Genomic DNA, 20,800 nt, shown 5'->3' on the forward strand with positions numbered 1-20,800 from the left:
GCGCAAATTTATTCCTCAGGAGGCGATGTGGCACACTTAACTCAGGATTCGACTTTCACCCTTGGACGCCGTCCGGCGGGCCTTATCTACGCTGATAATGCGAAGAGCTTTGGCGGCTATACGCTTTTTGCGCCGCAAACCGCCGAAGGGCGGGTTTACCTGGTGGACGAGCAGGGCGAAGTCGCGCATCAGTGGCAGCTTCCGGTTCGCGCCGGGCGTGATGCGGTGCTGCTGCCGAACGGTAATCTGGGTTATAACGGCAGCCACCGCACTTCAGCGAACCTCTATCCGGCGTGGGATCTCTGGCACGGCGGCGACTTCTACGAAGTGACGCCGGATAACGAAATCGTCTGGCATTACGAAGATATTTACCATCACCATGATGCGCAATGGTTGGCGAACGGTAATCTGCTGTATACCGCCGCGTCGCCGTTGCCTGCCGATATCGCCGCCCGTGTTACCGGCGGCGACCCGCGCCGCGATGCGCCGGACGGCGTGATTCAGAGTGACGTCGTCAAAGAGGTCAATCGCGACGGTGAAGTGGTGTGGGAATGGCGTGCCTGGGAGCATTTGAATCCGGAAGATTTCCCGATTCATGATATTTTCGACCGCCGCCACTGGCCGATGATTAACGGCCTGTCCGTCACCCGTGATGGCCTGGTACTGATGAGCCTGCGTACCACTTCCGGCGTCATTGCCGTGGATAAAGAGAGCGGGAAGGTTATCTGGCATGCAGGGCCGGAAGTCGTAGCGCAGCAGCACACGCCGGTTGAGATGGAGAACGGGTCGATTCTGGTTTTCGATAACGGCAACCTGCGTCCCGGCGTCACCTCGCCGCATTCCACGGTGCTGGAGTTCGATCCGCAGACCAAAGCGATTACCTGGCAGTATCGCGATATCTTCCCGCCGGCGTTTTTCTCGCCGTATATGGGGAGCGCGCAGCGGCTAGCGAACGGCAACACCTTTATCTGTGAATCGGCGTTTGGCCGCCTGTTTGAAGTCACCCCGGAAGGCGAAACGGTATGGGAATATATCATTCCGTTCTTTAATGAATATCCGGAGCACCTCAGTAAAGGCATTATTCCTGGAAAACAGAACAGCGCCTTCCGTGCGCATCGCTATGCCGCTGATGCTATTAGTTGGTTGAAATAATACAGACCGCCAGCCCGCGCTGGCGGTTATTTTTTTGATGTTTTATGGGAGTTAATCATGCCGCAACCGGGCCTTACTACGCCGGATAACGATGCATTACCCTGGCAAACCACCTTACTTTTGGCGCTTCAGCATGTGCTGGTCGTTGCCGCCACCCCCATTACCTCCGTCTTTCTGATCGCCAAAGCGCTCCACTTTACCGATACGGTGACCGCCTCGGTACTTAGCGCGACCTTTCTGATGTGCGGTCTGGGCGCTATTTTGCAAAGCCTGGGTGTGAAAGGGGTGGGCGCGCGTTTGCCGTTTATTATGGTACCGGGGGGCGCGCCGATTGCGATTTTCGTTGCGATCGCTTTACAGACCAATATCCAGACCGCGATTGGCGCCGTAATTCTGACCTCGCTGTTCTACTTTATCGCGTTGCCGATTTTCCGACGCTGCCTGCACCATTTTCCCCCCTTTATCATTGGCATCATGCTGTTAATGGTGTCGATTAACCTTATTCGCCTGTACGGCGGGCTGATCATTGGCCAGCCAGGGAGCGCCGACTTCGCTCATCCAACCAGTATCATTTTATCGCTGGGAACTATCCTGATAACGCTGATTTTCGCGCTGGCGTTTAGCGGTATTTTGCGCCAGCTGGCGGTGATGTTCGGCCTTTTAGCGGGAACGCTGCTGGGAATGGCGCTGGGCAGCACCGATTTTAGCGGTGTGAGTCACGGGCCGCTGTTTAGTTTCCCACAGCTTTTGCCGTTCGGCTGGCCGATTTTTGATCTCTCCGCCTCGCTGCCGTTACTGATTTACGCGGTCATCTCTATGGCTGAAGCAACCGGGCAAACGATTGCGACCGCGGAAATAGTCAATTCCACGCAAAATGTGCAGCAGGCGATTCCACGCACCATTCGTGGTGATGCGGTAATGTCGCTGCTGGGGGGGATTTTTGGCACCTCCTTAATTATCACCTCCGGCGAAAATATTGGGGTGGTACGCACCACTAATGTGAAATCGCGTTTCGTGACTGCGGCTGCCGGAGGATTGTTAATCCTGATTGCCATATTCGCGCCGCTGGTACGTCTGGCGACCTGTCTGCCAGGTTCGGTGGTGTGCGGTACGGCGGTGATTGTCTTCAGCATTATCGGGGTTATCGGTATTGATATGATTGCGCGTGAGCCACTGCATACGCCGGGTAAAACCTACGCGCTGGCGATGGGGCTGGCCATGGGAATGCTACCTATACTGGTACCCGGCCTGTATCAGAATTTCCCGGCGGGCGTACAGATGGTCTTTGGCAACGGCATGGCAGCGGGGACGTTGACGGCGATTCTGGTGAACTCGTTGTTTAACTGGAGCGAAAAGCGCACGCAGGCCAGGGTCAAAAGTTAGTTTTTGTGATCGCGGTAGGCCGCACGACGGCCTACTTATTTACAATTTTGTGACATATTCGATGGTGTTTTTCAATGTCCGTATAACTCTTTTTTGCACACGGCTTATGGATAACCTCAGCATTTTCGCCTGTGCGTTTTAGCGTTAGTGGTATTAATCGCTCAGATAATCAACATATCGAAAGAAATTTTTCAATTAATATCTAATTGTTAATCACTAACTGTTGCAAAATATTAAGTGAATAACTCTGCCTTTCTGCCTATAGCACAAATTTCCCTGCTGAAAATACCCTTCTGAACTTTTTTTAATCTTTGTTTGTTAATTCTCACCGTTGTTGTAAAAGCTGGTTACCTGTATTGACGTTTTGACATTCTATTGACAGATTGTAGGGAATGAGGGGCATTTTATGGAGAATCCGCACTGCAACTCAGTCGATTATGCGAACGGAATCCCCACCTCTCACTACTGACCTGACCAGGTAAAAAACAAAAAAGGCCGGGCGGTAAAAGCCTTTGCAAAGGGCAAAACAACATACATCACAATTGGAGCAGAAGAATGAGTATTTCCTTGAAGAAGTCAGGGATGCTGAAGCTTGGTTTGAGCCTGGTGGCCATGACCGTTGCAGCAAGCGTGCAGGCCAAAACCCTGGTTTATTGTTCAGAAGGCTCGCCGGAAGGCTTTAACCCACAGCTCTTTACGTCTGGCACCACCTATGATGCCAGCTCCGTACCTATCTATAACCGTCTGGTTGAATTCAAAACCGGCACCACGGAAGTGATCCCGGGTCTTGCTGAGAAGTGGGATATCAGCGAAGACGGTAAAACCTATACGTTCCACCTACGTAAAGGGGTGAAATGGCAATCCAGCAAGGATTTCAAACCCACGCGCGAGCTGAACGCCGATGATGTCGTGTTCTCTTTTGACCGGCAGAAAAACGAGCAGAACCCGTACCATAAAGTGTCTGGCGGCAGCTATGAATACTTTGAAGGCATGGGGCTGCCGGATCTGATTAGCGAAGTGAAGAAGGTAGACGATCACACGGTGCAGTTTGTGCTGACGCGTCCGGAAGCGCCGTTCCTTGCCGATTTAGCCATGGACTTCGCCTCTATTCTTTCCAAAGAATATGCTGACAACATGCTGAAAGCCGGTACGCCGGAAAAAGTGGATCTGAACCCGGTCGGCACTGGCCCGTTCCAACTGGTGCAATATCAGAAAGACTCCCGCATTCTCTACAAAGCCTTTGACGGCTACTGGGGCACGAAGCCGCAGATTGACCGTCTGGTCTTCTCCATCACGCCTGACGCCTCTGTGCGTTACGCCAAACTGCAGAAGAACGAATGTCAGGTGATGCCGTATCCGAACCCGGCGGATATTGCGCGCATGAAAGAAGATAAAAACATCAACCTGATGGAGCAGGCCGGTCTGAACGTGGGTTATCTCTCCTATAACGTGCAGAAAAAACCGCTGGATGACGTCAAAGTTCGCCAGGCGTTGACCTATGCCGTGAATAAAGAGGCCATCATCAAAGCCGTTTATCAGGGCGCGGGCGTTGCGGCGAAAAACCTGATCCCGCCGACAATGTGGGGTTACAACGACGATATTAAAGACTATGGCTACGATCCGGAAAAAGCGAAGGCGCTGCTGAAAGAAGCCGGTCTGGAAAAAGGCTTCACCATCGATCTGTGGGCGATGCCGGTACAGCGTCCCTATAACCCGAATGCGCGTCGTATGGCGGAAATGATCCAGGCGGACTGGGCGAAGATTGGCGTTCAGGCCAAAATTGTCACCTATGAATGGGGCGAATACCTCAAGCGCGCTAAAGATGGCGAGCACCAGACGGTGATGATGGGCTGGACCGGCGATAATGGCGATCCGGATAACTTCTTCGCCACGCTGTTCAGCTGCGATGCCGCCCAGCAAGGCTCCAACTATTCAAAATGGTGCTACAAGCCGTTTGAAGACCTGATTCAGCCTGCGCGTGCGACCGATGACCACAACAAGCGTATTGAGCTCTATAAACAGGCCCAGGTTGTGATGCATGACCAGGCGCCAGCGCTGATCATCGCTCACTCCACGGTTTATGAGCCAGTGCGTAAAGAAGTTAAAGGCTATGTGGTTGATCCATTAGGCAAACATCACTTCGAAAACGTCTCTGTCGAATAATTAAAAGAGCGCTGCGCCCCGGTGTTGTGTAGGCCGGATAAGCGCAGCGCCATCCGGTGTAATGCTTTATCCGCGATGCAGTTTGCGTGGGATAAGATTTGTGAGCAATACAGACTCACGGTTCCAGGCCGTGGGTCATGAGAGAGAATTCGGGTTATGTTGCAGTTCATTCTCCGACGTTTGGGACTCGTTATCCCGACGTTTATCGGTATTACCCTTCTCACCTTTGCCTTTGTCCACATGATCCCCGGCGATCCGGTGATGATCATGGCGGGTGAGCGAGGTATTTCCCCTGAGCGTCATGCTCAACTGCTGGCTGAACTCGGTCTTGATAAACCGATGTGGCAGCAGTACCTCCATTATATCTGGGGGGTGATGCATGGCGATTTAGGCATCTCGCTGAAAAGCCGAATCCCTGTATGGGACGAGTTTGTGCCTCGCTTTAAAGCGACGCTGGAACTTGGCGTCTGCGCCATGATTTTTGCCGTCGCCGTGGGGATTCCGGTGGGCGTGCTGGCCGCAGTGAAGCGCGGTTCTATCTTCGATCACACTGCCGTTGGCCTGGCGCTGACCGGTTACTCTATGCCTATCTTCTGGTGGGGCATGATGCTGATCATGCTGGTCTCCGTCCACTGGAACCTGACGCCGGTTTCCGGGCGCGTGAGCGATATGGTGTTCCTTGATGATACCAATCCGTTGACGGGCTTTATGCTGATCGACACCGCTATCTGGGGCGAAGAGGGTAACTTTATTGATGCGCTGGCGCATATGATCCTGCCTGCGATGGTGCTCGGCACAATCCCGCTGGCCGTCATTGTGCGTATGACCCGTTCGTCGATGCTGGAAGTGCTGGGGGAGGATTATATCCGTACCGCACGCGCCAAAGGGTTGACCAGGATGCGCGTCATTATCGTCCATGCTCTGCGTAACGCCATGCTGCCAGTCGTCACCGTGATCGGCCTGCAGGTCGGTACGCTGTTGGCGGGCGCGATTCTGACAGAAACTATCTTCTCGTGGCCCGGTCTGGGGCGCTGGCTGATCGATGCGCTGCAACGCCGCGATTATCCGGTAGTGCAGGGCGGCGTGTTACTGGTAGCGACGATGATTATTCTCGTCAACCTGCTGGTAGACCTGCTGTACGGCGTGGTGAACCCGCGTATTCGGCATAAGAAGTAAGGGGCCATCATGTCACAGGTTACTGAAAATAATGTTAATGCCGCACCGGCGCCCATGACGCCATTGCGGGAGTTCTGGCACTATTTCAAACGCAATAAAGGCGCGGTCGTCGGGCTGGCGTATGTTCTCATCGTGATCCTGATTGCGGTGTTTGCCAACTTTATTGCGCCGTACAATCCGGCAGAGCAGTTCCGTGATGCGCTGCTGGCGCCGCCGGTCTGGCAGGAAGGCGGCAGTTGGGCGCATATTCTGGGAACGGATGATGTTGGTCGCGATGTCCTCTCGCGCCTGATGTATGGCGCGCGTTTGTCACTGCTGGTCGGCTGTCTGGTGGTCGTCCTGTCGCTGGTAATGGGGATTATTCTCGGCCTGGTCGCGGGCTACTTCGGCGGTCTGGTCGATAACATCATCATGCGCGTGGTCGATATTATGCTGGCCCTGCCGAGCCTGCTGCTGGCGCTGGTGCTGGTGGCGATCTTCGGCCCCTCCATCGGCAACGCTGCGCTGGCGTTGACGTTTGTGGCGCTGCCGCACTATGTCCGCTTAACCCGCGCGGCGGTTCTGGTAGAGGTGAACCGCGATTATGTGACTGCCTCCCGCGTGGCGGGCGCAGGCGCGATGCGTCAGATGTTCGTCAATATTTTCCCGAACTGCCTTGCGCCGCTGATCGTTCAGGCGTCACTGGGCTTCTCTAACGCCATTCTCGATATGGCTGCCCTCGGCTTCCTGGGGATGGGCGCACAGCCGCCTACGCCGGAATGGGGCACCATGCTCTCTGACGTTCTGCAGTTCGCGCAAAGCGCCTGGTGGGTCGTGACCTTCCCGGGGCTGGCGATTCTGCTGACGGTACTGGCATTTAACCTGATGGGTGACGGTCTGCGTGACGCGCTCGATCCCAAACTGAAGCAGTAAGAGGTTCGAGATGGCGTTATTAAATGTAGATCAATTATCGGTGCACTTCGGCGACGAAGGGACACCGTTCAAAGCCGTCGACCGCATTAGCTACAGCGTGAAGCAGGGTGAGGTGGTCGGGATTGTCGGCGAGTCTGGTTCCGGCAAATCCGTCAGCTCGCTGGCGATTATGGGGCTTATCGATTACCCAGGCCGCGTGATGGCGGAAAACCTGCTCTTTAACGGACAGGATCTGAAGCGCATTTCCGAGAAGGAACGTCGCAACCTGGTGGGCGCTGAAGTGGCGATGATTTTCCAGGACCCGATGACCAGCCTCAATCCTTGCTATACCGTTGGCTTTCAGATTATGGAAGCCATCAAGGTACATCAGGGCGGGAACAAGAAAACCCGTCGTCAGCGAGCGATTGACCTGTTGAACCAGGTGGGTATTCCCGATCCGGCTTCTCGTCTGGATGTCTATCCGCACCAGCTTTCTGGCGGCATGAGTCAGCGCGTGATGATTGCGATGGCCATAGCCTGTCGACCAAAGCTGTTAATTGCTGATGAACCGACCACGGCGCTGGATGTGACCATTCAGGCGCAAATCATTGAGCTGCTGCTGGAGTTGCAGCAAAAAGAGAACATGGCGCTGGTGCTGATTACCCATGACCTGGCGCTGGTGGCGGAAGCGGCGCACAAAATTATCGTCATGTACGCCGGGCAGGTCGTCGAAACCGGCGCTGCGCAGGATATTTTCCGCGCGCCGCGTCATCCGTATACCCAGGCATTGCTACGTGCGTTACCAGAGTTTGCGCAAGATAAAGCGCGTCTGGCGTCGCTGCCGGGCGTGGTGCCGGGGAAATATGACCGACCGACGGGTTGTCTGCTTAACCCTCGCTGCCCCTACGCCACGGACAGATGTCGTGCGGAAGAACCTGCTCTCAACCAACTGGACGATGGACGTCAGTCAAAATGTCATTACCCACTCGATGATGCCGGGAGGCCCACACTATGAGTACGCATGAGGCCACCTTGCAACAGCCGCTGTTGCGGGCTATCGACCTGAAAAAACACTATCCGGTGAAGAAGGGGATCTTTTCTCCGGAACGGCTGGTAAAAGCGCTGGATGGCGTGTCGTTTAATCTCGAACGCGGTAAAACGCTGGCCGTAGTGGGGGAGTCCGGTTGTGGAAAATCCACACTGGGTCGCCTGCTGACGATGATTGAAACGCCAACTGGCGGCGAGCTTTATTACCAGGGGCAGGATCTGCTTAAACACGATCCGCACGCGCAGAAACTGCGGCGGCAGAAAATTCAGATTGTGTTTCAGAACCCCTACGGTTCCCTGAACCCACGCAAGAAAGTGGGGCAAATTCTGGAAGAGCCGTTGCTGATCAATACCAGCCTGAGTAAAGCGCAGCGTCGTGAAAAAGCGCTGGCGATGATGGCGAAGGTGGGGCTGAAAACCGAGCACTACGACCGCTATCCGCATATGTTCTCCGGCGGCCAGCGTCAGCGTATCGCTATCGCCCGCGGTCTGATGCTTGATCCGGACGTAGTGATTGCCGACGAACCGGTCTCCGCGCTCGACGTGTCGGTGCGCGCCCAGGTGCTGAACCTGATGATGGATTTGCAACAGGATATGGGGCTGTCTTATGTCTTTATCTCGCACGACCTGTCGGTGGTGGAACACATCGCCGATGAAGTGATGGTCATGTACTTAGGCCGCTGCGTGGAGAAAGGGACCAAAGAGCAGATTTTTAACAATCCACGTCATCCCTATACCCAGGCGTTGCTCTCCGCCACGCCACGGCTGAATCCGGACGATCGCCGTGAGCGGATTAAGCTGACCGGCGAGTTGCCGAGCCCGCTGAACCCGCCGCCGGGCTGCGCCTTCAACGCCCGCTGCAGCCGTCGCTTCGGACCCTGTACGCAGTTACAGCCGCAGCTTAAAGAGTACGACGGCCAGTTGGTGGCCTGCTTTGCCGTCGATCAGGATGAAAACCCGCAGAAACCGTTGAGTTAATTGCGTTTTATGCCGGATGGCGGCTGCGCCTTATCAAGCCTACACCGTACCTGTAGGCCTGGTAAGCGTAGCGCCACCGGGCATGGCTCTCCGGTACGACTTAGAGCCTATCCCATTAGGGCTATTTTACTTGCCATTTTGGTCCTGGGCAGTGCTCGCCAAAACGCGTTAGCGTTTTGAACGCCGCTAGCGGCGGCCCGAAGGGCGAGCGTAGCGAGTCAAACCTCACGTACTACGTGTACGCTCCGGTTTTTGCACGCTGTCCGTGTCCAAACTGGCTGTGCCAATAACGCCTGGTGGGATAGGCTTTTATTCAATCAATTTTAATAACGGCGACAGGCACAACAATATTCCATATAACAGAATAAGCCAGGTTTTCAGGCCGCGTAATTTTTCCAGTTGCGCTACTTTATAAATCAGGAAAAAGGGAATAATACACGCGACAATGCCATAAAGCGGACTGCCTAACTGGAAAAAGACCAATACTGAGACGCGAAACGAAACCCAAATAACCAGAGTAACCACGATAAAGACACAGATTCCAGATGTCAGTAACAGTGGGTTGACGTTTTTGACATCCATAATACGACTCAATACATTCAGTACAATACCTTTAAGCGCTTCGTGAAAACCTAAATAAATACCAAAGAACGCGGTAAGTACGGCAAAAATATTGAGGATGGTAGAGGTAATGTGGATGATATGGCCAGGGATTACCTGAGCTGCCAGCGCAAGGGCGGAAATATTCTGCTCGAATGCTGATACCGCCTCTTCATGACTAATCGAAAAGGTAAACGAGAACGAGAAAAAGAGAATAATGGCAATCAGCGTAATATAGCTAATGCGATGCGTGCGAATCGCCATCCGGGTGGCCAGCACACGGTCAGGTTCGCGCTTACGATAGGCGATGTTCATTGGGTTTAGCACCTGAATGAAGACCGCAGAAAAGAAGCAAAATGGGATAGTGAGCAGTACGTCGCGAAAGAAAACCGATGCGGCGGGAAAGGCGGAAATATTATCAAGATTCCAGTGTGGGATCATCGCGAAACCGAATATCAGAATGATCCCGACTTTTACCACCACCATCGGGCCGGAAATTTTAAATAATAACTTTTCCCCGCCGGAGGCAATCGCCACCAGCACGGCGAAAATCGCGACTTTATAGATAATAGACTGCGAAAGATCGGCCTCAGTAAGGCCGAAGGTTTTGATATAGGAGGCGCTATCAAACACCACCGACAGGGAATAAATAAACACCCCGTGGATAATCATAAGAAAATAGATTACACCGAGAAAAATGCCCCAGTTTTTGCCAAGATAGTGACTGATAATATCCGTATAATCGTCACAGGTTTCGCTTTCAGATAACGTTTTTAGATAAATATCCTGCACAATATAGGTAGCGGGATAGGCGATGATAAAAGCGGTAATAAATACCCAGATCCCCTTGAGACCGATTTGCACTGGCATTAAGACGGTACCGGCGCCGATCGCCATTCCGATACACAAGAGCACCCAGCCAAAATCATATTTTGTAAACGGTAATCTCGTTGAAAGCGGTGTGGTCGTAGCGTTACTGTTATTTAATGGTAATGTGTCGTCCTGCATAGAGCCCCCTGCCCAAAATATACGCAGCTCTCTCATAAAGAATGCTGCCTATAACCAGGCTATAGTGCCTTGATACCCGATGCGGCAAACCGGTGACAGCGGTTCGCCGAGCAATCGTCAGAATGCTGCTTTTCTGCTGGCGCGTTCAAGGTCATGAATAATATCGTCGGGATCTTCAGGTCCCGCTGAAAGACGGATAAGTTCGTCGGTAATACCTGCTTTTAGCCATTCCTCTGGCGCAACAGGCGAATATGTCATAGACGCAGGATGCTGAACGAGGGTTTCGGTATCACCGGGACTGGCCGCGAGGAGGCATAATTTACAGAATTGAGCGGCTGACTGCCAGCCTCAGAAATGCTGAATGTATTCTGGCAAATAAAAGTAGTCGTCTGCGAAGCGTCACGCAGATTGCACGTTAGCGCCGTGCCGGGACGGGGATTTTGCCGTAATATCAGCAGCAAGCCGGGTTTACCCGGTGAGGCGCAATGTTGCGGGGGCTTGATCCCCGGCGGCATTGGTTGCTGGAAAGAGAAAACCTCCGCACGTTGACTGGTATAAACCTGGCAACCTGACGGAGGCTAAACTTGATCCTCAACACATCAAGGATAGCCGCGAACGGTTGCCATTGCAACAAGGCGGCTATATGACGCTTACGCAGTTGGGCGTGGCCTTCTGGCACGATCTGGCAGCGCCGATCATTGCTGGCATTATCGCCAGTGTGATCGTCAACTGGCTACGTGACAGGAAGTAACGCGTTTTGAGCGTCTGTCCGCCGTAATGGCAACATGCGCCCGAACCAGGCCGCAGGGGAAACCTTGCGGCCTTTTTCGGTTTACTGCGGGTAAGGCACCCAGTCGCCGCCATTCAGACGAACGTAGGGCTTACCCTGGTACTGAATCACCACCGCATTAGCGTTTTCTGAAACCGGCGCGGTTTGCGGCAGATTGCTGGTCAGCTTGTTCCAGTTCACACTGTCTTCGGTAAAGAGCTTACCGTCCACGGCGCGTACGACCAGTTCGGAAATCGCTAGGTAGCTGCTCGGCTGATTAATATCAATCGGCGCGCCCTCATGCGGGGCTTTCATGCCAAAAAATTTCACGCCCGCCGGGACGTTGGTGATGGAGGGGCTGGGAATATCGCGCAGGCCTGAGATCTGCATTCTGTCGCCCTTCAGCGCGCCGCCGTGCTCCGGTACGACGACCACCATCACCTTACGCCCGGATTTCTCCAGTTCGGTAAAGAAGGCGTCCAGTTCATCGAACAGTTTCTGCGCGCGGATTTTATAATCCGCCGTTTTGCTGACGCCGGGGAGATGGTTGCCATCGTGCAGCGGCAGCAGGTTAAAGAAAGTCGCGGAGCGGGAATTGGCTTCACGTTCTTCCCCTGTCAACCAGCGGTTCAGGACCGCCAGATCGTCATATACCGGCGAGCCGTCGAATGACAGCAGGGCGGTTGGCAGGTCGGACTGGTTCATCAGTTCGCTCTGCATACCGCCGTTTTCGCGAACTTCTTTCAGGAAGCCGCCAAATTCACCGTTATGATCCATCATCAGATGCTGAGTAAAGCCCAGTTTCGCCAGATTATCAAACAGATAACATTCGTTATTGGCTGGTTGATAAAGTCGGGTATGCGAAGGTTGACCACAGCTGGCGCGTAGCAGACGAATGGCCGCCGGGCCGCTGTAAGACGTACCGGAATTAAAGTGTTTAAACAAAATGTCAAAGTGCGACCATAGCGGATGTGACATCAGGCCTGCCGCTTCGACATCCGACCAGGAGAGCGAACAAATATTGATGACCAATAGGTCGAACGGCTGCGCATCAGGCGGAAGCTGCGCCGGGAACGTCGTTTTCCGCTTTTCTTCCGCGGCATAGAAGGTGTTCAACCAGGCGTTCAGATTCGCGGTCGTCGGCGGCGCGGTTTGCGCAGGCATATCGCCGATGACCGGCTTATCGCCCGCTGTCGCGACGGTAGCGGCCGCATTACCGCCAGTCGTCGTCACCGTATCGGTTGGCTGGCCTGCCGGCCACAGCGTAAAAACTGGGCCGGTTAATGTCAGGACATTCAGCCATACCATGATGGCGACCACAAACACCGTGACCCGAATCCACTGTGATAAAAATAGCCAGGCAACCAGCAGTACGAAGATGGCGCCGATCATTTGCCAGTTAATAAAACGGGCGATCAGATCGAGCAGATAACCGGAGCTGAATTCCGCCACCTGCGTCCCCTGGCTCATAATGCTTTGCGGGCCGGGTAGCCAGGTATCATGCCAGAACAGCGCGAAGCCGACGGGAATGGCAATCCAGTGGCGCAATCGGTGAAGGCGATACTTTGGTATTGGCATGAGCAGAAACGCCATGAATACCAGATTCAGTAAAGGATGAAAATTCAGATAGCCTGCCCACAGCAGGCCAAACTTGACCAGAAAATAGAAGTTCCAGCCGGAAAGACCGCGCCAGTATTGCCAGAGCGGAGAAGGCATTGATGGAGTTTGAGTATGCTGAGTCATTTTTTGTCTGCCTTGACTTTCGTAGCGCGGCGCAGAGTTCCGGCTGGTTTTACATAACGAGGTTTGGCAAATAGCAGCCGGGTTGTATCACTGATACGGCGTAGCGAATGACGCGCCAGATACCCCAGCGGAAAGAAAATCAGCGCGCAAAAAAGAATAATTTGCACGATATCGCTGATGGTCATCATGATGCACGCTCCGCGGTGTCGTCGAGCAATCGCAGGGGTTCAGGAATACGACGCCAGATGCGGCCATCGTGTTCGGCATTTATTACCGGGTCGGCGCGTTTTGCCAGCGGTAGCGGCGTTCCCCACAGTTCCGGCGACAATAAGCGCATCTGCACCAGCTCGGCGCTGATTTGTTTATCTTCGAACCAGACCATACGATTAGAGAAAATATCGCCCGTCGGCAAAGGGAAAATATGGTTTAACGCGGTATCCAGATCGTTGACCCGGCAGAATGATAAAAACAGCACCAGACGGTTGCCGCCGATGGTCATAATATCGCCGGTTCGGTTTGGCCGACATAATGTTAACGCCTGCTCAACCCGAATGCCCGGCACCGGGCGCAGCGCGACCAGAACGCCTTTCCCGTCGGCGGGGAGCAGGGTGTTGCTCATCATCGTATGGATGGCATCGCAGAAGATATCCCACGGCTGAAAACCGCGCAGTTTCAACGGCTGCGTCATTGACAGTAGCGTGGTGATGTCTTCCGGTACGTAACGGCTGAACTGCTGTCCCTGCACGCTTTCAATAAGCGTCAGGCAGCGTGAAAGCGGGGCGTTCCAGGGAATGATCATATTCGCGCCGCAGCCCAGCAGCAGGCGCTCATCGGTGGCGCGCAAACTGGCGATATTTTCGCGCACGACAATTTTCAGCGCGCTTCCCCGCTGGCGCCGCAAAGTATGAATGCGACGAGCAAGCGGCTCGATTTGGTTGTTCTGTGTAAGCGAAAAAATAATTGTCGCGGCCTGCGCCGTGCGCGCGTCGTTGAATAGCGCTTCGTTATTGTCGAAAAGCGTCCAGTGTTCCGAGAGCGGCGGCGCGCCTTCAAGGACGGCGACGTGGCTAAGAATGCGTTTTTCGTCGCTACGCGGCTGAATTGCCGTCTCCTCCTGATGGGATAGCGTCCAGCGTTCGTCCTGCTGACACAGCAATAACTGCTGTCGGGCGCTGACGCCTTTTTCGTTACACCAGAAGGCAATATCGAACAAATGTTGGTCGCCCTGAAAACGTAAACTGGCGAGGCCAAAAAGTGAGCGATACTCGCCCATCAACAACGAGGACTGTTTATCGCTATTATTACAAGGGTTAATAACCAACAATGAACAGTGATGAAAACGAGTCCATTTATTCATTTTTTCCAGCCATTTATGCAGGCTTTCTGACGTTATATTCCGCCACGTGTTATTTGCACAAATAAGAATGAAAAAGTAATGCGTCGGGTTAACAGAACAAAGCAAATCGTGGGGCAAAGAGTATAGCCCTTTTTCTGAATCCGGCATGGTAAATAAGCGGATTTTCTCCGGACCGTGAGATTCATCTAATTTGATTACTTTGCCAGGATCGCCTTCCATGCCGATGACGGCGACATTTGCATTCTCCGTTTGTGACGCAATCGTTTGATTCACCAGACTGATGGCATCTTGCTGGCGATCGGCGTTAACCCACCAGACGCCGCCGGTTGGCATATGGCGCAGTTCATCCCATAATGATGAGATGCCGAGAGAAAATACGGGGTCCACAGTGTCCCTCATGTCACTATTTTAACTGTTTATCAGTTTACTAGCGAAAGCACAGAAATAAACCTAACATTGAAATTAAAACGCATCAGATTTAGCATGTGAATCAATTTGTCCGGCAGGATGCCCTGTAACTCTGCGCTTTGCATTTTTACACATTATAAATGATGTCACGGAAAGATGAAAAATGCGCGTTCTCCCGTATTGACGACGGGGCGTAATGCTGCCAGTGAGAAATATTTAAAAAGGAGCAACCAGAATGTATAACAATGAACCTGGCGCTCAGTCCGATCCAACGTTGGGCTACACTTTTCAAAATGATTTTCTGGCATTAAGCCAGGCGTTTTCACTACCCGAAATAGATTACACCGATATTTCCCAACGCGAACAGTTGGCGGCGGCGATTAAAAGATGGCCACTCCTGGCTGAATTTGCGCAACCACATTCATTAAGGAAGCCATGAATGGCGATTCTGGGACTGCAGGGCGTGCGCGGCGGGGTGGGAACCACATCTCTCACCGCAGCACTCGCCTGGGCGTTACAAATCTTAGGGGAAAATGTCCTGGTGATTGACGCCAGCCCCGATAACCTGCTGCGCATGTCGTTTAACGTCGACTTTGTCCATCAGGGCGGTTGGGCGCGATCGTTGCTGGACGGCCAGGACTGGCGCGATGCCGGGTTACGTTATACCTCGCAGCTTGATCTACTGCCGTTTGGACAGCTCACCGCGCAAGAGCGGGAAAATCCGCAGGCCTGGCAGGAGACGCTGGGAGAGATCGGATCGGCTATCCAGGCGCTGAAAGCGAGCGGGCGTTATAGCTGGATTTTACTGGACTTGCCCTACGGCGCGTCACCGCTGACACGGCAGCTGGTGAGCCTCTGCGACCATACGCTGGCGATAGCCCAGGTTGACGCTAACTGCCATATTCGCCTTCATCAGCAGGCGTTGCCTGCCGGAGCGTATATTCTGATCAATGACTTACGCATTGGCAGTCAGTTACAGGACGATCTGTACCAGGTCTGGCTGCAAAGCCAGCGCCGGTTGCTGCCCATTGTGATCCATCGCGATGAGGCGATGGCGGAGTGCATGGCGTCGAAACAGCCGTTAGGCGAATATCGCAGCGATTCGTTAGCCGCCGAAGAGGTGTTAACGCTGGCGAACTGGTGCCTGCTGCATGATGCGGGCGACAAAACGTCCGCCGGGAGCCTGCGATGAGCGCCCTTTCCCGGTGGCTGCTTATCCCGCCGGTTAGCGCGCGTTTGAGCGAGCGCTATCAGGGTTACCGCCGCCACGGCGCGTCGCCGTTTAGCGCAGCGCTCGGCTGCCTGTGGATGATTCTGGCGTGGATAGTGTTTCCGCTTGAGCATCCGCGCTGGCAGCGTATTCGCGACGGGCATAAAGCGCTTTACCCGCATATTAACGCCGCCCGCCCGCGCCCGCTGGACCCGGCCCGCTACCTCATTCAGACCCTCTGGCTGGTGATGATCTCGTCGACTAAAGAACGTCATGAACCGCGCTGGCGGTCATTTGCGCGCCTGAAGGACGTTCGTGGACGTTACCATCAATGGATGGATACCTTACCGGAACGGGTGCGCCAAAAGACAACGCATCTGGAAAAGGAAAAAGAGCTGGGACATCTTAGCAACGGCGCCCGGCGTTTTATTCTGGGCGTTATCGTGACCTTTTCACTGATACTGGCGCTGATCTGTATTACGCAGCCATTTAACCCGCTATCGCAATTTATCTTTCTGCTGTTGCTGTGGGGCGTTGCGCTGTTGGTACGACGTATGCCGGGACGCTTTTCCGCGCTGATGCTCATCGTGCTGTCGCTAACGGTCTCCTGTCGTTATATCTGGTGGCGCTATACCTCGACGCTAAATTGGGACGACCCGGTCAGTCTGGTGTGCGGGCTGATTCTGCTGTTTGCGGAAACCTACGCCTGGATTGTGCTGGTGCTGGGGTACTTCCAGGTGGTGTGGCCGTTAAATCGTCAACCGGTGCCGTTGCCGAAAGAAATGTCGCAGTGGCCGACGGTGGATATTTTTGTACCGACCTATAACGAAGACCTTAACGTGGTCAAAAATACCATTTACGCTTCGCTTGGCATTGACTGGCCGAAGGACAAGCTGAATATCTGGATCCTTGATGACGGCGGGCGTGAATCATTTCGTCATTTTGCCCGACATGTTGGCGTGCATTACATTGCCCGCGCCACGCATGAACACGCCAAAGCCGGCAACATCAACAATGCGCTAAAACACGCGAAAGGCGAGTTTGTGGCGATCTTCGATTGCGACCATGTGCCGACGCGCTCGTTTCTGCAAATGACAATGGGCTGGTTCCTGAAAGAAAAACAGCTGGCGATGATGCAGACGCCGCATCATTTCTTCTCCCCGGACCCGTTTGAGCGCAACCTGGGACGTTTTCGTAAAACGCCTAACGAAGGCACGCTGTTTTACGGACTGGTGCAGGACGGTAACGATATGTGGGACGCCACTTTCTTTTGCGGATCGTGCGCGGTGATTCGCCGTAAGCCGCTGGATGAGATTGGCGGTATCGCCGTTGAGACGGTGACGGAAGATGCGCATACATCGCTCCGGCTGCACCGGCGAGGTTATACCTCAGCGTATATGCGCATTCCGCAGGCGGCGGGGCTGGCGACGGAAAGCCTGTCGGCGCATATCGGGCAGCGTATTCGTTGGGCGCGGGGCATGGTGCAAATTTTCCGCCTCGATAACCCTCTGTTTGGTAAAGGCTTAAAACTGGCGCAGCGGCTGTGCTACCTCAACGCGATGTTCCATTTTTTGTCCGGCATTCCGCGCCTGATCTTTCTGACCGCGCCGCTGGCTTTTCTGCTGCTGCACGCCTATATCATTTATGCGCCTGCGTTGATGATTGCGCTATTTGTGATACCGCACATGGTCCACGCCAGCCTGACTAACTCGAAGATTCAGGGCAAGTATCGTCACTCTTTCTGGAGTGAAATCTATGAAACGGTACTGGCATGGTATATCGCACCACCGACTCTGGTCGCGTTGATCAATCCGCACAAAGGGAAATTTAACGTCACGGCGAAAGGCGGACTGGTGGAAGAGAAGTACGTCGACTGGGTAATCTCGCGTCCGTATATCTTCCTTGTCTTGCTTAACCTGCTCGGCGTGGCGGCGGGCGTATGGCGATACTATTACGGGCCGGAAAATGAAACGCTGACCGTCATCGTTAGCCTGGTGTGGGTCTTCTACAACCTGGTCATTCTCGGCGGCGCGGTTGCGGTTTCGGTAGAGAGTAAACAGGTCAGACGCGCGCATCGGGTCGAAATTGCCATGCCGGGGGCCATCGCCCGCGAAGATGGACATTTATTCTCCTGTACCGTACATGACTTCTCCGACGGCGGGTTAGGCATCAAGATCAACGGTCAGGCGCAGGTGCTGGAAGGGCAGAAAGTGAATCTGTTGCTTAAACGCGGGCAGCAGGAATATGTCTTTCCAACGCAGGTGGTGCGCGTAACGGGCAATGAGGTCGGGCTGCAACTGATGCCGCTCACCACCAAACAACATATTGATTTTGTGCAGTGTACCTTCGCGCGCGCCGATACGTGGGCGCTTTGGCAAGATAGCTTCCCGGAAGATAAACCGCTGGAAAGCTTGCTGGATATTCTGAAGCTGGGCTTCCGCGGATATCGCCACCTCGCGGAGTTCGCGCCGCCTTCAGTAAAAGTAATTTTCCGATCGTTGACGGCGTTAATTGCCTGGATTGTATCGTTTATTCCGCGTCGCCCGGAGCGGCAAGCGGCGATACAGCCGTCGGATCGGGTTATGGCTCAGGCTCAACAATGATGATAATGCGATGAAAAGAAAATTGTCCTGGATGTGTGCGGCGGTAATAGGATTAAGCGCGTTTCCTGCTTTCATGACGGCGGCGGCGCCTGCGATGCCGCCATTGATCAATGCTGAACCCACCGAGCCTGCGCAGTCGCCCGCAGATCAGGCGCCAGTCGTGGCGCAGACCGCGCCTTCGCGCGAGGTCAAGCTGACCTTTGCGCAAATCGCGCCGCCGCCGGGTAGTATGGCGCTGCGTGGCGTTAACCCTAACGGCGGCATTGAATTTGGTATGCGCAGCGATGAAGTGGCGTCGAAAGCGGTGCTGAATCTGGAATATACGCCCTCGCCGTCGCTCCTGCCGGTTCAGTCGCAGCTCAAGGTTTATCTCAATGATGAACTGATGGGCGTACTGCCGGTGACAAAAGAGCAGTTGGGGAAAAAGACGCTGGCGCAGGTACCTATCAATCCGCTATTTATCACCGACTTTAACCGGGTGCGGCTGGAGTTTGTCGGCCACTATCGCGACGTGTGTGAAAACCCGGCCAGCAGTACTCTGTGGTTAGACATCGGGCGAAATAGCGCCCTGGATCTGACCTATAACATGCTGGCGGTGAATAACGATCTGTCCCACTTCCCGGTGCCGTTTTTCGATCCACGGGATAACCGTCCAGTGACGTTGCCGATAGTGTTTGCTGATATGCCGGATCTGGCGCAGCAGCAGGCGGCTTCTATTGTCGCGTCCTGGTTTGGATCGCGGGCGGGCTGGCGCGGTCAGCGCTTCCCGGTGTTGTATAATCACCTGCCGGATCGCAATGCGATCGTGTTCGCCACCAACGATCGACGCCCCGATTTCCTGCGCGATCATCCTGCGGTTAACGCGCCGGTTATCGAGATGATGAGCCATCCGGATAATCCGTATGTGAAGTTGCTGGTTGTGTTTGGTCGAGATGATAAAGACCTGTTGCAGGCGGCAAAAGGTATCGCGCAAGGGAATATTCTCTTCCGTGGTTCCAGCGTGGTGGTCAACGATGTAAAACCGCTGCTGGCGCGCAAACCGTATGATGCGCCGAACTGGGTGCGTACCGATCGCCCGGTCACTTTTGGCGAGCTGAAAACCTATGAAGAGCAGCTCCAGTCGAGTGGGCTGGAGCCGGCGCCCATCAACGTTTCTTTGAATCTGCCGCCGGACCTCTATTTGCTGCGTAGCAACGGTATTGATATGGATCTCAACTACCGTTATACCTCGCCGCCGACTAAAGACAGTTCACGGCTGGATATCAGTCTGAATAACCAGTTTCTGCAAGCCTTTAGCCTTAACAGCACGCAGGAAACTAATCGACTCCTGTTGCGCCTGCCGGTACTTCAGGGACTGCTGGATGGTAAAACGGATGTGTCTATTCCGGCGCTCAAACTGGGGGCGATGAACCAACTACGTTTTGACTTCCGCTACATGAATCCGATGCCGGGCGGGTCGGTGGACAACTGTATTACCTTCCAGCCGGTACCGAATCATGTGGTGATAGGGGATGACTCCACTATCGATTTTTCGAAATATTACCACTTTATCGCGATGCCGGATTTACGCGCGTTCGCCAATGCGGGTTTCCCGTTCAGCCGGATGGCCGACTTGTCTGACACGCTGGCGGTGATGCCGAAGACCCCAACCGAAGCGCAAATGGAAACGCTGCTGAATACGGTCGGCGCCATTGGCGGGCAGACCGGTTTCCCGGCAATTAATCTGACCATCACCGATGATAGCGCTCAGATAGCCGACAAAGACGCCGATCTGCTGATTATTGGCGCTATTCCGGGCAAGCTAAAAGATGATAAGCGTATCGATCTGTTGGTGCAGGCGACACAAAGCTGGGTAAAAACCCCGATGCGGCAGACCGCTTTCCCGTCGATTATGCCGGATGAGGCCGATCGCGCGGCGGATGCGCAGTCCACCGTCACCGCCAGCGGCCCGATGGCGGCGGTGGTGGGCTTCCAGTCGCCGTTTAATGATCAGCGCAGCGTGATTGCTCTGCTGGCTGACAGCCCGCGCGGTTACCAGCTACTGAACGACGCCGTGAACGACAGCGGTAAACGCGCCGCGATGTTTGGTTCCGTGGCGGTGATCCGCGAGTCCGGCGTTCACAGTCTGCGCGTTGGCGATATCTATTACGTCGGACATCTGCCGTGGTTTGAGCGGCTGTGGTATGCGCTGGCGAATCACCCTGTGCTGCTGGCGGTACTGGCGGCCCTCAGTGTGGTATTACTGGCGTGGGTATTGTGGCGTCTGCTACGTATTCTCAGTCGCCGTCGTCTCGACCCTGACCATGAGTAAC

16 protein-coding genes and 1 pseudogene are annotated in these 20,800 nt (G+C 54.2%); 12 read left to right on the forward strand and 5 right to left on the reverse strand.

The window, feature by feature from the left end:
• Nucleotides 1-27 precede the first annotated feature (27 nt).
• From J4728_RS15155 to dppF, 7 genes are all read left to right on the forward strand, one after another.
• On the forward strand, nucleotides 28-1,152 hold the full coding sequence (locus J4728_RS15155; protein WP_000940830.1) for an aryl-sulfate sulfotransferase: 1,125 nt from the start codon (nucleotides 28-30) through the stop codon (nucleotides 1,150-1,152).
• 57 nt (nucleotides 1,153-1,209) lie between these two features.
• Nucleotides 1,210-2,535 carry a uracil-xanthine permease family protein gene (locus J4728_RS15160; RefSeq protein ID WP_001136079.1) on the forward strand — a complete coding sequence of 442 codons (1,326 nt, stop codon included), beginning with the start codon at nucleotides 1,210-1,212 and terminating at the stop codon, nucleotides 2,533-2,535.
• A gap of 555 nt (nucleotides 2,536-3,090) precedes the next feature.
• The gene (dppA, locus tag J4728_RS15165) at nucleotides 3,091-4,698 is read left to right on the forward strand and encodes a dipeptide ABC transporter periplasmic-binding protein DppA (protein WP_000028047.1); all 1,608 of its coding nucleotides are present in this window, start codon (nucleotides 3,091-3,093) and stop codon (nucleotides 4,696-4,698) included.
• Nucleotides 4,699-4,854: 156 nt separating this feature from the next.
• Nucleotides 4,855-5,874, forward strand: a complete 1,020-nt coding sequence (gene dppB / locus J4728_RS15170; protein WP_000938843.1) for a dipeptide ABC transporter permease DppB — start codon at nucleotides 4,855-4,857, stop codon at nucleotides 5,872-5,874.
• A 9-nt stretch (nucleotides 5,875-5,883) separates the two neighbouring features.
• Nucleotides 5,884-6,786: a dipeptide ABC transporter permease DppC gene (dppC, locus tag J4728_RS15175; RefSeq protein WP_000084690.1), complete on the forward strand. Its 903-nt coding sequence runs from the start codon at nucleotides 5,884-5,886 to the stop codon at nucleotides 6,784-6,786.
• A gap of 10 nt (nucleotides 6,787-6,796) precedes the next feature.
• Nucleotides 6,797-7,780, forward strand: coding sequence for a dipeptide ABC transporter ATP-binding protein (gene dppD, locus J4728_RS15180; protein ID WP_001196509.1), 984 nt, complete (start codon nucleotides 6,797-6,799; stop codon nucleotides 7,778-7,780).
• Complete coding sequence (gene dppF, locus J4728_RS15185) at nucleotides 7,777-8,790, forward strand: dipeptide ABC transporter ATP-binding subunit DppF (RefSeq protein ID WP_000103563.1); 1,014 nt, start codon at nucleotides 7,777-7,779, stop codon at nucleotides 8,788-8,790. Before dppD ends, dppF begins: the two co-directional genes overlap by 4 nt.
• Nucleotides 8,791-9,099: 309 nt before the next feature.
• Here dppF and J4728_RS15190 read toward each other — a convergent pair whose 3' ends face one another.
• Nucleotides 9,100-10,398 (reverse strand): aromatic amino acid transport family protein, encoded by a 1,299-nt coding sequence (locus J4728_RS15190; RefSeq protein ID WP_001150163.1) that lies wholly within the window; start codon nucleotides 10,396-10,398, stop codon nucleotides 9,100-9,102.
• Nucleotides 10,399-10,515: 117 nt separating this feature from the next.
• Nucleotides 10,516-10,668, reverse strand: a pseudogene (locus tag J4728_RS23995) (PLP-dependent transferase); the annotation flags it as partial.
• A gap of 373 nt (nucleotides 10,669-11,041) precedes the next feature.
• Here J4728_RS23995 and J4728_RS15200 point away from each other — a divergent pair.
• Nucleotides 11,042-11,149, forward strand: a complete 108-nt coding sequence (locus J4728_RS15200; protein ID WP_001537650.1) for a type I toxin-antitoxin system toxin Ldr family protein — start codon at nucleotides 11,042-11,044, stop codon at nucleotides 11,147-11,149.
• An 81-nt stretch (nucleotides 11,150-11,230) separates the two neighbouring features.
• Here the strand turns inward: J4728_RS15200 and bcsG are convergent, their stop codons facing one another.
• From bcsG to bcsE, 3 genes are read right to left on the reverse strand one after another with little or no spacing between them, the layout of a single operon-like run.
• Nucleotides 11,231-12,910 carry a cellulose biosynthesis protein BcsG gene (gene bcsG / locus J4728_RS15205; protein WP_208212006.1) on the reverse strand — a complete coding sequence of 560 codons (1,680 nt, stop codon included), beginning with the start codon at nucleotides 12,908-12,910 and terminating at the stop codon, nucleotides 11,231-11,233.
• Entirely contained in the window at nucleotides 12,907-13,098 is a 192-nt protein-coding gene (gene bcsF, locus J4728_RS15210) for a cellulose biosynthesis protein BcsF (protein WP_000988321.1), read from the reverse strand. The genes bcsG and bcsF overlap by 4 nt, the downstream gene beginning before the upstream one ends.
• A complete protein-coding gene (gene bcsE, locus J4728_RS15215; protein WP_001205767.1) occupies nucleotides 13,095-14,666 on the reverse strand; it encodes a cellulose biosynthesis c-di-GMP-binding protein BcsE in 1,572 nt (523 codons plus the stop codon). The genes bcsF and bcsE overlap by 4 nt, the downstream gene beginning before the upstream one ends.
• A gap of 244 nt (nucleotides 14,667-14,910) precedes the next feature.
• On the opposite strand from bcsE, the gene bcsR reads away from it, so the two are divergent.
• The 4 genes from bcsR to bcsB are packed head-to-tail and all read left to right on the forward strand — an operon-like array spanning nucleotide 14,911 to nucleotide 20,799.
• The gene (gene bcsR, locus J4728_RS15220) at nucleotides 14,911-15,114 is read left to right on the forward strand and encodes a cellulose biosynthesis protein BcsR (protein WP_000282616.1); all 204 of its coding nucleotides are present in this window, start codon (nucleotides 14,911-14,913) and stop codon (nucleotides 15,112-15,114) included.
• A complete protein-coding gene (bcsQ, locus tag J4728_RS15225; protein ID WP_000996120.1) occupies nucleotides 15,115-15,867 on the forward strand; it encodes a cellulose biosynthesis protein BcsQ in 753 nt (250 codons plus the stop codon).
• Complete coding sequence (gene bcsA / locus J4728_RS15230) at nucleotides 15,864-18,488, forward strand: UDP-forming cellulose synthase catalytic subunit (RefSeq protein ID WP_001275329.1); 2,625 nt, start codon at nucleotides 15,864-15,866, stop codon at nucleotides 18,486-18,488. Before bcsQ ends, bcsA begins: the two co-directional genes overlap by 4 nt.
• Nucleotides 18,489-18,498: 10 nt before the next feature.
• Entirely contained in the window at nucleotides 18,499-20,799 is a 2,301-nt protein-coding gene (bcsB, locus tag J4728_RS15235; RefSeq protein WP_000823805.1) for a cellulose biosynthesis cyclic di-GMP-binding regulatory protein BcsB, read from the forward strand.
• Nucleotide 20,800 lies beyond the last annotated feature (1 nt).

The organism is Salmonella sp. 32070601201500089SM (assembly GCF_017573605.1).
Lineage (GTDB): Bacteria > Pseudomonadota > Gammaproteobacteria > Enterobacterales > Enterobacteriaceae > Salmonella > Salmonella enterica.